Here is a 13,622-nt window from a genome sequence, read left to right as displayed (position 1 = left end):
GTCACACAAGGTTGTCCCGGCCAGCTCAAAAGCGGCTGCCAAGAAGCCTGCAGTGACCCAGAAAACAGAAACCGCAAAAAAGGCGAGTGCCAAAGTGGTTGAGAGCAAGGGCAGTGTTGGGAAAAAAGCGGCCCCGGCCAAGAAGGCGGTTGCACCCGTGAAAGCGCCTGCGAAGGCGGTGGCCAAAGCGGTGACCAAAGCGGTGACCAAAGCGGCTGCCAAGGCACCAGCAAAGCCGGCAGCCAAGGCCCCGGCGAAAGCGACACCTGCCAAGGCAACGGCTGCGAAAGCACCTGCCAAACCCGTTGCAAAAGCCGCTGCAAAACCCGCTGCGAAAGCGCTTCCAAAGCCAGCGGGCAAGGCTGGCGGCAAAGTTGCTCCGAAGCCTGCACCAAAAGCCGCAGCCAAGGCCAGTAAAGAATCCAAACCGGTGGACAAGCCTGGCAAGTCCACCAAACCCGTTGCAGCCAAGGCAGAACCTGCCAAGGCCAGCCCGAAAAAATCCGTGGCGCCTGCACCTGTGGTGGAATCCCCCGCCAAGCGTGGTCGTGCGCTCAAAGCTGAAGAAGCGATTGTTCAAGACATGGCAGTTGAAGAGACCCCAAAAAAGCGCGGACGTAAACCCAAGTCCGAGGTTGAAGTTGTAGAAACCGTGGCGGCCAAGGGCCGTGGTCGTCCCCCCAAAGCCGGTAAACCAGCGGCTGAGCTCGAAGAGGGCGAGGACATTGAGGCAAGTGGCGTGGCCGATGACAGCATCGACAGCGATGTGTTGACCGAGGAAGATGACAGCGACGCGAAGAAAGCAGACCTGGTCATTCCGGTGAAGCGCGGTCGGGGCGCCAAGGCCAAAGACAAAGCGTTGATCAACTCAGCCTATTTGTCGTCCAGCACAGCCACGGCACAGGAGTTGGAAGCGCGTCGCACACAGCTGAAGACCCTGATCAAAATGGGTAAAGAGCGTGGCTACCTGACGTTTGCTGAAATCAACGACCACCTGCCCGACGAAGTGACCGATGGCGAAGTGATCGAAGCCATGGTCAGCACCTTCCACGACATGGGCATTACCGTGTACGAACAGGCGCCCGATGCGGAAGCCCTGTTGATGAACGACAATGCACCCGTGGGCACTTCTGCAGAAGACGCAGAGGAAGAAGCCGAGGCAGCACTCAGCAACGTGGACTCTGAATTTGGACGCACCACAGACCCAGTTCGCATGTACATGCGTGAAATGGGCACGGTTGAATTGCTGACTCGCGAAGGTGAGATTGAAATCGCCAAGCGGATTGAAGCTGGTCTGAAAGACATGGTGCAAGCCATTTCCGCCTGCCCAGCCATTGTCGAAGATGTGGTAGCCCTGGGCAAGAAAATTGCCGAAGGCACTCTGTCGGTGGACGAAGTGGTGGATGGCATTGTCGACCCCAACATGGACGACAGCCTGCCCGTTGAAGACACCGAGGCCTCAGCCGACGTTGATGATGAAGAAGACGAGGAAGGCGAAGAAGGCAGCGGCAGCACCTCAGGCATGTCGGCCAAACAGCTTGAGGAGTTGAAGAAAAACTCACTGGCGGTGTTTGCCGACATTGAAAAGCAGTTTGACAAAATGGCCAAGGCCCGTGGCGATGGTGGTTACAATTCTGCCGCTTACAAAAAAGCCAAGGATGCGATTGCCGACGAGTTCATGAAAATTCGCTTCACGGCCAAGCAAGTGGAGCGTTTGTGCAGCATCCTGCGTGAGCAGGTGGATAGTGTGCGCAAACTCGAAAACGAGATTTACGACATCTGCGTGAACCGTGTGGGCATTCCGCGGGAGTATTTCCTGGAGCAGTTCCGCGGTCATGAAGTGTCAGGCAAATGGGTGGATGCATTTTCCGGCCACAGCGCCGCATGGTCTGAAACCTTTGTGCGCAATATTCCCGCCATCAATGAATTGCAGGGCAAGTTGCGCAGCATTCAGGACGCCGTGTCGCTGCCGTTGACCGACCTGCGGGCCATCAACAAGCAGATGGTATCCGGTGAAAACCGGGCTCGCATGGCCAAGCGTGAAATGATCGAGGCCAACCTGCGCTTGGTGATTTCGATTGCCAAGAAGTACACCAACCGTGGTCTGCAATTCCTGGACCTGATCCAAGAAGGCAACGTGGGCCTGATGAAAGCGGTGGACAAGTTTGAATACCGCCGGGGTTACAAGTTTTCGACCTACGCCACCTGGTGGATTCGCCAGGCGATTACCCGCTCAATTGCTGACCAGGCTCGCACCATTCGAATTCCGGTTCACATGATTGAGACCATCAACAAGATGAACCGCATCAGCCGCCAGATTTTGCAGGAAACCGGTATTGAGCCGGACCCAGCAACCCTGGCCGAACGCATGGAAATGCCCGAAGACAAAATTCGTAAAATCCTCAAAATCGCCAAGGAACCCATTTCGATGGAAACCCCGATTGGTGACGATGATGATTCGCACTTGGGCGACTTCATTGAAGACAGCGTGACCCTGGCACCGCAAGATGCTGCGCAATACAGCAGCCTGCGTTTTGTGACCAAGGACGTGCTCGATTCGCTCACACCCCGCGAAGCCAAGGTGCTGCGCATGCGCTTTGGTATCGAGATGAGCACCGACCACACGCTGGAAGAAGTGGGCAAGCAGTTTGACGTGACGCGCGAGCGGATTCGCCAAATTGAAGCCAAGGCACTGCGCAAGCTGCGCCACCCCAGCCGTTCCGACAAGCTCAAGAGCTTCCTGGAAGGCGAGTAAGTTTTGGTGCCCTGCTTGCGCGGGGCCTGAATTTTTCCCACCTTGGCGGGAAGTAAAATCGTTGTCTGGCGCATGTATTGCTCAGAGAACGGCCCACCGACAGGTTGCCACTTCGGGGCTTTCGGTGCTGTAGTTTCGGGCCTGTAGCTCAGTTGGTCAGAGCAGAGGACTCATAGCGTTAAGTTGTGCCGTACGTTTGGAAACGGCGTATGGGATGGTGTCAAATTCGGCGAACCCTAAGTGCGGTAACGCATACGGCAACGCCGAGCCAAGCTTCGATGCGAAAGCGTCGTTGAAGGTGTAGAGACTAGACGGCACCCACCTAAGGCGAAAGCTACGGTGAAGGCATAGTCCAGGGAGTGGCGAAAGTCACACAAACCCGAATCCTTTGGTCCAGGGTTCAAGTCCCTGCGGGCCCACCAACACGAAAAACCCCAACCATTTGGTTGGGGTTTTTTCTTTTCCATTTCCTTGAAATACGTGTTGATTGACATCCAAAATTCACGCTGTTGATGACACTGTTCTCTGCACAGCAAGGTGGCTGAAGTGCAGTACTTCGCTTCGGCCATCGAGCGAAAACCAACGGATACCAAGTAGGGGCAATACGTTAGCCAAGTTGAAGCCGTCGACCTAAGCAGATCGATTGACAATGCCCAAAAGCATGAACCACAGCCGACCAAATGGCCACTAAAGAGAACGTGAACCGGGCATCGGCCCAGAGTGGAGGGTTTTAGCATGATCGGTTGGTGGATCGTCGTATCGACACATACCCCGCAAGAACGCGATCAAGCAGACCAAGACACCAAGCTGGCTGCAACTCTGGCGCAGTGGGAAGCCGGTGCAGACGGTATCTGCTGGATTGAGCGGCTGACCGAGCAGGGCAAGGCTGCGAAGCTATCGGGTAATGGCTACCCAAACCGTTACACGGCCAAGGCCCACGATGTGCTGCCATTGCTGGATGCAGCATCGCCGACCGACGGCGGAACCCTCATCATTGGCGATGACTACGTAATGCCATCCAACTGGCGCGGCAAAATCGAGTTGTATGACGAGCGGATAGCCGCTTGCCATGCAGACCACGTGCTAACCATCGACGCATGGGACCAGTCATGAAGACGGGCGATCCGATGATTCTGTTTTTGGATCGGCTGCTTCAACTCGCCCCTACCTCAGTCCGGACTGGAAATCGTGTTGTACGGGACTTGAATCCCGACGCTCATCTTCAATTTAACTAAGGCAATTCCGGATGCCACTCAATACCTTCGCAGCGGAGTTTTTACACGGTAATTTGCCTATCGATCTCATTTGATAGTACATTAATAATCAATTGATATTATGCAGGGGCTTCTCATGACGACTGCTCTCCAAAAAACTTTACGTACTCGCAAAGCCAAACCTGTGCTTCCCTCATCTGCGCAGTCCACGAAAACTAAAGGTGGTATCGACAGTTATGTAAGGGCGGTGTACAACGCCAGCCCGCTTGAATTGGTCGAGATGGAGCGGGCGGGGGTGCCCGGCGCTGTGATAGCAGATTTGTCTCAGCGAATGGATATCCCATCCAAACGCATTTACGAAATGCTGCGCATTCCACCAGCAACAGCAGCACGTAAAGCCGCGCCGGGTGTTGTGTTGGATGGACGGGCAGGCTTGGCCGCAATTGGAATGATTAAGCTCATCACGGTTGCGCAAAGTATTGTGGATGACAGCACTGCACCCAGTGCTGACCAGTTTGATGTGGTGAAGTGGTTGGGGCAGTGGATAGAGCAACCTCAGCCCGCCTTGGGCGGGCAAAAACCGTCTGAGCTTTTAGATACACCAACAGGTATTGAGCTGGTGTGCCGTGTGCTGGGTGCTCTTCAAAGCGGAGCCTATTTGTGAAGTTGTGGCGTATTGCAAGCAAAACGCGATCACGGCTTGCAAACGACCTGAGCGGCACTGGGGCAGCCTTGTTCCCAGGCCGGTGGAACACATATCAACAACCCGTTCTGTATTGCTCGCCCAGCATTGCGTTGGCAGTACTAGAAACCGCTGCACACATCAATGATGCTGGTTTACCACTGAATCGCTTTTTGGTGAGTATTGATGTGCCTGCTGCGGTGTGGGCGCAGCATGAGGTGGCCGACATTGCCAAGCTTCCCAAGGGTTGGTCGAGTATTCCTGCTGGACAAACCAGCGCAAAGTTTGGGTCTGATTGGTTAACAAGCCAACGCTCACCCATTTTGTTGGTGCCTTCTGTGATTGTTCCAGAAGAGTGTGTGGCACTGATCAATCCCTTGCATCCTGCTGCGTCAAAAATATCCGCTCAGGTGGTTCGGCCTTTTGAATACAGCGCACTGTTCCGGTCGGGCCAGGGTAAGCAGGGTTGACGCTGCACCTGGCCCCACCAGCATGACGTTGCCCTGTCAGTGCCCCCCACCCAAATACGCCGCTTTCACAGCCGGGTCGGTTTTCAATTTGTCGGCTGGCCCATGTACGGAAATTTTTCCGTTCTCCAACACGTAGCCATAGTCGGCCACATTCAATGCTGCTGCTGCAAACTGCTCCACCAGCAACATGGTCACACCCTCACTTTTTAGGCGGCCAATGATGTTGAACACCTCTTCCACCAAAATCGGCGCCAGGCCCATGGAAGGTTCGTCCAGCAGCACCACCTCGGGGTTGAGCATGATGGCGCGGGCCATGGCCAGCATTTGCTGTTCACCGCCAGACAATGTGCCCGCTTGCTGCGTCCGTCGCTCTTTCAAGCGCGGAAACAATTCCATGGCTTTTTCAAGGTCGCCTTTCACATCGCCTTTGCTGCGGCTGCCGGTGTAGCGCGGGAAGGCACCCAGAATCAGGTTGTCTTCAACGCTCATGGTGGCAAACACGCGTCGACCTTCGGGCGAATGGGCCAGGCCCAGCCGCGCAATGCGGTGCGAGGGCAGGGCATCAATGCGTTTGCCGTCCAGCGTGATTTCACCGTGGGTGGGTTTGATCATGCCCGACACAGCGCGCATGGTGGTGGTTTTGCCTGCACCATTGGAGCCAATCAGCGTGATCACTTTGCCCTTGGGCACGTCAATCGAAATGTTGTGCAACACCTTGACCTGACCGTACCCGGCTTCCAGATTTTTAATCGATAACATCGTCGTCGTCCTTGTTCTGCAGGGTCAGGCGGCTTCGCCACCGAGGTAGGCTTCCACCACCTTCTCGTTGGTTTGCACTTCGGCTGGGGTACCTTCCGCAATTTTCTGTCCGAAGTCCAGCACGGTCACGGTGTCGCAAATGGCCATCACCATGTCCATGTGGTGCTCAATCAGAATCAGCGTGATGCCGTGCTCCCGAATTTTGTGGATGATGGCCACCAGCTCTTTGATGTCTGGTGCAGTCAGGCCCGCAGCAGGTTCATCCAGCAACAGCAAGCGGGGGTCCAGCGCCAGCGCGCGGGCAATTTCCAGCAGGCGCTGTTTGCCGTAGGGCAGGTTGCGGGCTTCTTCCATCGCCAGGTCGGCCAGTCCCACAAAGTTCAGCAGGTTCATGGCACGGGCGATGGCTTCTTTTTCTTCGCGGCTGTGCCGTGGCAGCTTCAGGGCCACTTCCGGCAGCGTGCTGCGGAAGGTGTGGTGCAGGCCCACCAGCACGTTTTCCAGTGCGGTCATTTCGCCAAACAACTGCACGTTCTGGAATGTGCGGGCAATGCCGTTTAACGCAATGTGTGCCGATGATTTGCCGTGGATCTGTTCTTCCACAAACTGAATGGCACCGGCCGTGGGCACATAAATGCCGGTCAGCACGTTCATCATGGTGGACTTGCCCGAACCGTTCGGGCCAATCAAGCCATGAATGCTGCCGCGCTGTACCACCAGGTCCACATTGTTCAGCGCCTTCACACCGCCGAACTGCATCAGCAAATTGTTGGCTTTCAGGATTTGCTCGGGGCCACTGCGCACAGCAGCCGAAATGGCATCCCGACCGTCAATGGCCGGTGCTGGGGGCATGGTGCGCTGGCCCACCAGCAGGTCGCGGCATTTTTTCACAAAGCCGACAATGCCATCTTGCAGGTAGTAGACCACCAGCAAAATCATCAAACCGAAAATGGTCAAGCGCCAGTCGGTGATGTTTTTCAGGCTGTACGCAAATACGGCCAGGCCCACCGTGCCCAACACGGGAATGAGCAGGGTACGGGGCTGTGCAATTTTGCGGGAAATGGCCACCAGTGAACCCACCAGCACCACCACCGCCAAAGCCAAGGCCACCATGCGGAAGGTGTGAATGTCGTCCAGCAATTTGGGCAACATCACGATGATGGTGGCGCCCAGAATGGCACCCAGTCGTGTTTTACGGCCACCCATGATAATGGCCAGCAAAAACAGAATGGTCAGTTCAAAGTTGTAGGTGTTGGGTGAAATGTACTGCTCGGAATACGAGTACAAGGCACCGGACAAACCGGCAAAGCCTGCACTCAATACAAAGGCAATCACTTTGTATTTGTAGACTGACACACCCATACAATCCGAGGCCACCGGGCTGTCGCGCAGCGCTTCAAACGCCCGGCCCAAATGGCTTTTCAAAATGCGGTGCACCACCAGCATCGACAGCCCCATCAACACAGCAACCAACCAGTAGTAATGTTCATCGCCCATGGCCACACCGTCGATGTGCGGTTTTGGAATGCGCACACCCATGGGGCCTTCGGTCAACCAGTCCATCTCGTTGATCAAAATCTGGATGATGGTGCCAAATGCCAGGGTGACCATGGCCAGGTAAGGCCCGGTAACCCGCAAGGCAGGCAGTGCCAGCACCGCACCAAACGCCGCGGTGATGGCAATGGCCGCTGGCAAGGTGATCCAAATGGGCGCATGCATGTGCATGAACAACACGCCGGCCGTGTAGGCCCCAATACCGAACAGGCCTGCATGGCCCAGCGACACTTGCCCGGTGTAGCCCACCACAATGTCCAGCCCAAACAGCAGGATGGTGTAGATCATGATGGTTTCAACCAGGTGGATGTAGTACGGATTGGTCTGCACCACCGGGAAGATGAAAATGGCCGCAAAGCCCAAGCCAATCAATAGTTTTTTCAATGCGTTCATCGCGATCACACCTTTTTAATGGCCAGCTTGCCAAACAGGCCAGCGGGTTTGATGGCGAGCACGAGCAGCAACAGCACCAAGCCTGGTACGTCTTTGTAGCCCGTGGAAATGTAGAAGCCGGTGGTGGTTTCAGCGATGCCTAAAATAATGCCACCCACCACCACGCCCAGGCCGCTGTTCAGGCCGCCGATAATGGCCACAGCGAATGCTTTCAGGCCCAGCACTGCACCCATGGTGGCACCCGTCAGGGTGAGGGGGGCCACCAGCACGCCAGCCAGTGCGGCGGTCATGGATGACAGTGCATACGAGAATGAAATCACCACGCCGGTGTTGATGCCCATCAGCGCAGCAGCATCGCGGTCATTCGATGTGGCGACCACGGCTTTGCCGTAAATGGTTTTGCGGTTGAAGAATTCCACCGCCAACATCATGAGAATGGCGCCGACCACCACCAAAATTTCCATGGGCAGCACATTGCCACCAAACACGTTGATGGGCATTTCCGGCAAAGGAGAGGGGAAACGGAAGTTGTCACGCCCCCAAATGTTCTCAGCGGTGTTCTTGAAAATAATCCCCAGCGCAATGGTGGACATGATCCAGCCAAATTCCGACTTGATTTTGATGGCAGGCCGCACACCGACTGCCTCCACCAGCCCGCCTTGCAACATGCCAAACACGCACACAATCGGCAGCATCAGCCAATAATTCAAACCCAGTTTTTCAACAATGGACAGGCCGACCAAAGCGCCCAGCATAAGCGCTTCGCCCTGTCCAAAATTCAGTGTGCCGGAAGTGGCGAAGGTCAACTGATAACCAAACGCAATCACGGCGTAAATCATCCCCAGCGCAATGCCGCTGTAGACGAGTTGCAATAGGATTTCCATACCCAGTCCTTCAGACGAGTGTTATTCAACAGCACGAAAAAAAGCGACTCCTTGTGAGAGTCGCTTTTGTGGTTTAGCCAATCAGGATTTTTTGGCTTTGTCTTCGGGGTGGGCGTAAATCACTTTGCCGTCTTTGACCAGGCCCATCACTGGAATTTCGTTGGTGATGGCTTCGTGGTTGTCCTTGGTGTAGGGCTTCTTGTAGGTTGTCACCACGCCTTCAACAGGCGCCTTCAGGTCTTCCAGTGCCTCGCGGATTTTTGGACCTTCAGTGGACTTGGCCTGCTCCATCGCAGCTTTCAGCAGGTAGATGGAGTCGTAGGCTTGTGCGGCCGACACAGGTGAGTCAATGCGGCCGTTTTTGGGGCTGAATTCCTTCAGGTATGCGTCGATGAATGCTTTGCGCTTGGGTGTGTTGGGGTCCTGAATGAAGGTTTGCGGCATGATGGCGCCGTTACCGTTTGCGCCAGCGGTGTCGATGAAGTTGGCCATGGACAGTGTCCAGCTGCCAATCATCGGTACCTTCCAGCCCAGCTTGGCCATGCCGTTGGCGATTTGTGCCAGCTCAGGGCCAATGCCGTAGGTGAGCACAGCCTCAGCGCCAGCCTGGCGGGCTTTCAACAATTGCGCGGTCATGTCCACATCACCAATGTTGAATTTCTCTTCCGTCACGGGTTTGATGCCTTTGGCAGCCAGGGCTTTTTCCAAGTCCTGGCGGCCCAACTGACCGTAGTTGGTCGAGTCGGCCAGAATTGCCACCTTCTTGAAACCACGCTTGGTCACCGCTTCTTCCACAATCATGGGCGACTGAATGAAGTCAGCGGCCGAATTGCGGAACACGTAGTTTTCGGGTTTGTCGGGAAACTGTTTGGTGATGATGGTGCCGGTGGCCACGTTGTTCATGACCGGAATTTTGGCATCTTCATAAAAACGCTGGGCGGCCAAAGCCACGCCGGTGTTGATGAAGCCCACGGTGGCAACCACCTTTTCTTTTTCAATCAGCTCTTGCGCAATTTGCACACCGCGCTCGTTCTTGGCTTCGTCGTCACGCTCCACCAACTGAAGCTGGCGGCCCAGAATACCGCCCTTGGCGTTGATCTCCTTGGCGGCCAGGCGAACGCCGTCGCGCATGCTCACACCCATGGAAGACGAACCGCCCGTGAACGGTCCCGATACACCGATTTTGATCGGCTCTGCAGCCAGTGCTGACGACGCAGCCACGGCAAATGAACATGCAACTACAAATGAATTCAACCGGAATTTCATGCCTTGCTCCAACCTTTGTGAGTGTTGAGAAAATATTGTTGTGGTTATGTGGTGGTGTTTGAAAACACACCAGTGCCACAACGATAGCGCAGCATTTTTGTAGAAATCATCGGGACAAACCCGGTTTAGGGTTATCCCGTTGATGCAGTTCGATGGTGTTCAAGAGGCGCGTTTGTATTGGGCTGGCCACTCGATGGCGGTGTTCAATTCACGGGCTGCCAGCAAGGGCCACAGCGGGTTGCGCAGCAGTTCGCGCCCCAAGAGCACAAGGTCAGCGTGACCGGTTTGCAGCAAATCATCGGCCTGTTGGGCTTGCGTAATCAGGCCGACTGTGGCGGTCGGCAAGCCTGCTTCTGCGCGAATGCGTTGGGCAAACGGGGCCTGAAAACCGGGCGCTGCCGGAATTTTGGCGGTTGGTACCATGCCCCCGGTGGACACATCCACCAGGTCCACACCCAGTGCTTTGAGGTGTTTGCAAAAAGTCACGGTGTCCTCAATGGTCCAGCCACCGTCCACCCAGTCGGTGGCCGATACACGCACCAGCACCGGCAAATGGTCGGGCCACACGGCGCGAACAGCCTTCACCACAGCCAGCGGAAACCGCATGCGGTTGTCCAGCGATCCGCCATAAGCATCCGTGCGCTGGTTGGCCAGTGGCGACAAAAACTGGTGAAGCAAATACCCGTGGGCTGCATGCACCTCCACCACCTGGAAACCCGCGGCCAATGCGCGTTGGGCGGATGCAGCAAATTGACCAATCAATGCCTGAATGCCTGTTTCATCCAGCGCGGCCGGTGCTGCATAAGCATCACCGAACGCAATGGCCGATGGGCCTACCGTGGGCCAGCCACCTTCCGCCGCCGTCAATGTGCGCTGCGCTTGCCAACCCAGGCCAACACTGGCTTTTCGCCCGGCATGGGCCAGCTGAATGCCAGCCACGGCACCTTGCTGTTCAATCAATTGGCGCAACGGGTCCAATGCCTGTTGCTGTGTGCTGTTCCACAAACCCAGGCAACCCGGGCTGATTCGACCTTCTGCACTCACCCCGGTCGCTTCAACGATGACCAAGCCTGCACCACCCAAGGCGCGGCTTCCGTAGTGCACGGTGTGCCATGTTTGGGGTACGCCATCCACCGCCGAATATTGGCACATGGGCGACATGCCGATGCGGTTTTTGAGTGTGATGCTGCGAAGTGAAAGGGGTTCAAACAAGTGGGACATGACGGGGTACTCCAGAAAAATGAACAGCAGGCTCACCGGGTGAACCTGCTGCGCATTGTAGACCCCTTGTGGGCGATGGATGTGCGATCAAGCCTGTTTGGCTTTCAGGGCGCGTCGTGTTCCCGCAGGCCGACGCGATTGTCGGAATGTGTCACTGAGCATTTGCGCTGTAGCGGACAAACCACCCACCAGCAGTGCGACAGCCACTGTGGACTCGAACCCGTGGAACAGGGTTGTGCCGTTGAGGTTCAGCAAAATGAACGTGGGCACAGCCGAGGCCACTGCATGCGACAAGGCATTGTTGAAGGTCTTCATGGTTGATCTCCTTTGAAACGTTAATGACCAACGGTTCAACAATACCCCGGGGCAACTAGAGTGTCACTACCAAAGTGTACAGTTGTACACAAAATAGAATCAATCTTCCAAAGTCCTTGAAAATTCATGAAAAGTTCATAATTGAAGGCTCGAAAAACGCCGGTGTTTCAGGCCTGTCAAACAGTCAGCCCACGAAGGTGACGCGCTTTTGAGTACACTGGCGCCACACCTTACTTCGCGCCGTTTGCATGAAGCCCATCCCGGTCCAAAGTTTGCAGGCCACGGCACTGCTGTTGTCCATCACTGCGCTGGTGGAGTTGATTCTGCTGGACTACAGTCCGCTGGCATCCATCACGTTGTATCTTTTTGCGGTGGTGGTCTCTGCCTACAACTTTGCGCGCGCGGTATCGTTGGCGGTCGCAGTGTTGTCGTATCTGCTGGTGAATTACCTCATCGTCGACCCCCGCTATTCCCTGCATGTGCCAGACCCGCGTTCGTATTTTGTGTTGGCCGCTTATTTGGGTACCTCACTGTTGGTCAACACGCTGGTGCAAAAGCTGAAAGACAAAACCGATGAAGCCGAGCGAACCCTGGTCCGCCTCAAAGAGGCCCAGGAGGGTTTGATACAAACCCATGAAGAGCGGGTGAAAGGCCAACTGCTGGCTTCATTGTCGCACGACATGCGAACACCACTGACCGCCATTTTGGGTGCTTCCACGTCACTGGGTACCCAATATGATCGATTGCAGGATCATGAACGTCGCCAATTGATTTCCTCGATTGAACATGAGGCTTTCCACTTGGTGAGTTCTGCCGAAAATGTACTGGCTTTGGTCAAGCTGCGCTCGCTGAAGGCCTTGCCACAGCCCCAGGCCTGGCAATCCATTTCTGAAATTGTGGAAACCACGGTGCGCCGCTACCGCTTGCGCAAATTGCCCTGTGGCATTGAGGTGCACATGCCCAACCCACCGTTGTTTGTCAAAGGGGATGCCCTGCTGCTGGCGCAGGCACTGGCCAATCTGCTGGACAATGCCCTGGCGGCGACCCTCCGTGGAAATGTTACAGCAGGCTCACCGATTGAGCCTGTAGTGATTGAATGCGTCACCAATTCAACCAGCAGCCCGCCGTGCATTGAATGGTCGGTGAGTGACCGTGGGCGGGGTTTTCCGGCACACTTCAACACGGCCAATATTCAGGCTTTTGACGAGCAGGCGCGACAAGCCACCGCCACGGGTTACGGCTTGGGTTTGGTGATTGTCAAAACCATCACAGAACTGCACCATGGCACCCTGCGCATTCAGAACAGGCCAGGTGGCGGTGCCACCGTCACCCTGGCGTTTGAATGGCGTGAACAACCCGATTGGACCAGTGATGAACCTTAGGCCCCGAATTCTGGTGGTGGAAGACGACACCCACATCGCCCGATTGCTGCAAACAGCACTGGGTGTTGAAGGCTATGAGGTGATTTTGTTTGGCACGCTGGCCGCGGTGAATGCCGCATTGCCCGACCCGAGCGCCTCGCTGATTTTGCTGGACCTTGGCTTGCCCGATGGGGATGGTTTGGACTGGTTGCGCCGCCAGCGCAACGGCACCAGCGCCGGCGTGATCGTGTTGTCGGCGCGGGGCGCAGAGGATGACAAGGTGACAGCCCTGGACTTGGGGGCGGATGACTACATCGGTAAACCATTCGGAGTCAATGAGTTGCTGGCCCGCGTGCGTGCAAACTTGCGTCGGCAGGGTGGCGTGCAAAACCTGGCCACAGCCACCACATTGGCAACCGGTGATTTGGTGATTGATGTGGAGCATGAGGCGGTGTACCGCGCGGGCGAGAAAATTCACCTTACTGCCAAGGAACTGAAAACCCTGATGATTTTGGCTCGCGCACCGGGCAAGCTGGTCAAGCAGCGGGAGTTGCTGCAAACCGTCTGGGGGCCAGAATACCTGGACGACACGCACTACCTGCGCATTCTCATGAGCAAGCTTCGGGCAAAGCTGGAAGAAAACCCGTCAGAGCCCCGGCTGCTGTTGACTGAACCGGGTTTAGGGTATCGGCTCCAGTTGCCCTGATTTTTACGTTTTTTTTACGGCCCCTGTGTTCCCATAGCTCAC

12 protein-coding genes are annotated in these 13,622 nt (G+C 55.8%); 6 read left to right on the top strand and 6 right to left on the bottom strand.

What is annotated here, in order from left to right; translation table 11 throughout:
* Positions 1–52: 52 nt before the first annotated feature.
* From rpoD to NQT62_RS11000, 4 genes are all read left to right on the top strand, one after another.
* Positions 53–2,755: an RNA polymerase sigma factor RpoD gene (gene rpoD / locus NQT62_RS11015; RefSeq protein WP_441007051.1), complete on the top strand. Its 2,703-nt coding sequence runs from the start codon at positions 53–55 to the stop codon at positions 2,753–2,755.
* A gap of 735 nt (positions 2,756–3,490) precedes the next feature.
* Positions 3,491–3,868 carry a hypothetical protein gene (locus NQT62_RS11010; RefSeq protein WP_256764752.1) on the top strand — a complete coding sequence of 126 codons (378 nt, stop codon included), beginning with the start codon at positions 3,491–3,493 and terminating at the stop codon, positions 3,866–3,868.
* 237 nt (positions 3,869–4,105) lie between these two features.
* Positions 4,106–4,633, top strand: coding sequence for an Xre family toxin-antitoxin system antitoxin (locus NQT62_RS11005; protein ID WP_256764751.1), 528 nt, complete (start codon positions 4,106–4,108; stop codon positions 4,631–4,633).
* Entirely contained in the window at positions 4,630–5,121 is a 492-nt protein-coding gene (locus NQT62_RS11000) for an RES family NAD+ phosphorylase (RefSeq protein WP_256764750.1), read from the top strand. The genes NQT62_RS11005 and NQT62_RS11000 overlap by 4 nt, the downstream gene beginning before the upstream one ends.
* A 36-nt stretch (positions 5,122–5,157) precedes the next feature.
* On the opposite strand, the gene NQT62_RS10995 is transcribed toward NQT62_RS11000, so the two are convergent.
* The 6 genes from NQT62_RS10995 to NQT62_RS10970 all read right to left on the bottom strand — a co-directional run bounded on the left by NQT62_RS10995 (position 5,158) and on the right by NQT62_RS10970 (position 11,513).
* Positions 5,158–5,880, bottom strand: coding sequence for an ABC transporter ATP-binding protein (locus NQT62_RS10995; RefSeq protein ID WP_256764749.1), 723 nt, complete (start codon positions 5,878–5,880; stop codon positions 5,158–5,160).
* 24 nt (positions 5,881–5,904) lie between these two features.
* Positions 5,905–7,827 (bottom strand): branched-chain amino acid ABC transporter ATP-binding protein/permease, encoded by a 1,923-nt coding sequence (locus tag NQT62_RS10990; RefSeq protein ID WP_256764748.1) that lies wholly within the window; start codon positions 7,825–7,827, stop codon positions 5,905–5,907.
* A 5-nt stretch (positions 7,828–7,832) separates the two neighbouring features.
* Positions 7,833–8,711, bottom strand: a complete 879-nt coding sequence (locus tag NQT62_RS10985) for a branched-chain amino acid ABC transporter permease (RefSeq protein WP_256764747.1) — start codon at positions 8,709–8,711, stop codon at positions 7,833–7,835.
* 81 nt (positions 8,712–8,792) lie between these two features.
* Positions 8,793–9,977, bottom strand: a complete 1,185-nt coding sequence (locus NQT62_RS10980) for an ABC transporter substrate-binding protein (RefSeq protein ID WP_256764746.1) — start codon at positions 9,975–9,977, stop codon at positions 8,793–8,795.
* Between the two features lie 159 nt (positions 9,978–10,136).
* Positions 10,137–11,198 carry an NADH:flavin oxidoreductase/NADH oxidase gene (locus NQT62_RS10975; RefSeq protein ID WP_256764745.1) on the bottom strand — a complete coding sequence of 354 codons (1,062 nt, stop codon included), beginning with the start codon at positions 11,196–11,198 and terminating at the stop codon, positions 10,137–10,139.
* An 87-nt stretch (positions 11,199–11,285) separates the two neighbouring features.
* Complete coding sequence (locus NQT62_RS10970) at positions 11,286–11,513, bottom strand: hypothetical protein (RefSeq protein WP_256764744.1); 228 nt, start codon at positions 11,511–11,513, stop codon at positions 11,286–11,288.
* Between the two features lie 248 nt (positions 11,514–11,761).
* On the opposite strand from NQT62_RS10970, the gene NQT62_RS10965 reads away from it, so the two are divergent.
* Positions 11,762–12,895, top strand: coding sequence for a sensor histidine kinase (locus tag NQT62_RS10965; protein ID WP_256764743.1), 1,134 nt, complete (start codon positions 11,762–11,764; stop codon positions 12,893–12,895).
* On the top strand, positions 12,885–13,580 hold the full coding sequence (locus NQT62_RS10960) for a response regulator (RefSeq protein ID WP_306173627.1): 696 nt from the start codon (positions 12,885–12,887) through the stop codon (positions 13,578–13,580). The genes NQT62_RS10965 and NQT62_RS10960 overlap by 11 nt, the downstream gene beginning before the upstream one ends.
* Positions 13,581–13,622: the final 42 nt, after the last annotated feature.

It is taken from the genome of Limnobacter humi (assembly GCF_024518835.1).
Lineage (GTDB): Bacteria > Pseudomonadota > Gammaproteobacteria > Burkholderiales > Burkholderiaceae_B > Limnobacter > Limnobacter humi.
This window is presented reverse-complemented; position numbering and strand designations above follow the sequence as displayed.

Excerpts from the sequence above, each read along its gene's own strand:
- NQT62_RS10965 (WP_256764743.1), top strand. The coding sequence starts at position 11,762 with ATGAAGCCCATCCCGGTCCAAAGTTTGCAGGCCACGGCACTGCTGTTG.
- NQT62_RS10990 (WP_256764748.1), bottom strand. The coding sequence starts at position 7,827 with ATGAACGCATTGAAAAAACTATTGATTGGCTTGGGCTTTGCGGCCATT.
- NQT62_RS10975 (WP_256764745.1), bottom strand. The coding sequence starts at position 11,198 with ATGTCCCACTTGTTTGAACCCCTTTCACTTCGCAGCATCACACTCAAA.
- NQT62_RS10980 (WP_256764746.1), bottom strand. The coding sequence starts at position 9,977 with ATGAAATTCCGGTTGAATTCATTTGTAGTTGCATGTTCATTTGCCGTG.
- NQT62_RS11010 (WP_256764752.1), top strand. The coding sequence starts at position 3,491 with ATGATCGGTTGGTGGATCGTCGTATCGACACATACCCCGCAAGAACGC.
- NQT62_RS10995 (WP_256764749.1), bottom strand. The coding sequence starts at position 5,880 with ATGTTATCGATTAAAAATCTGGAAGCCGGGTACGGTCAGGTCAAGGTG.
- NQT62_RS10985 (WP_256764747.1), bottom strand. The coding sequence starts at position 8,711 with ATGGAAATCCTATTGCAACTCGTCTACAGCGGCATTGCGCTGGGGATG.
- NQT62_RS10960 (WP_306173627.1), top strand. The coding sequence starts at position 12,885 with ATGAACCTTAGGCCCCGAATTCTGGTGGTGGAAGACGACACCCACATC.
- NQT62_RS11005 (WP_256764751.1), top strand. The coding sequence starts at position 4,106 with ATGACGACTGCTCTCCAAAAAACTTTACGTACTCGCAAAGCCAAACCT.
- NQT62_RS10970 (WP_256764744.1), bottom strand. The coding sequence starts at position 11,513 with ATGAAGACCTTCAACAATGCCTTGTCGCATGCAGTGGCCTCGGCTGTG.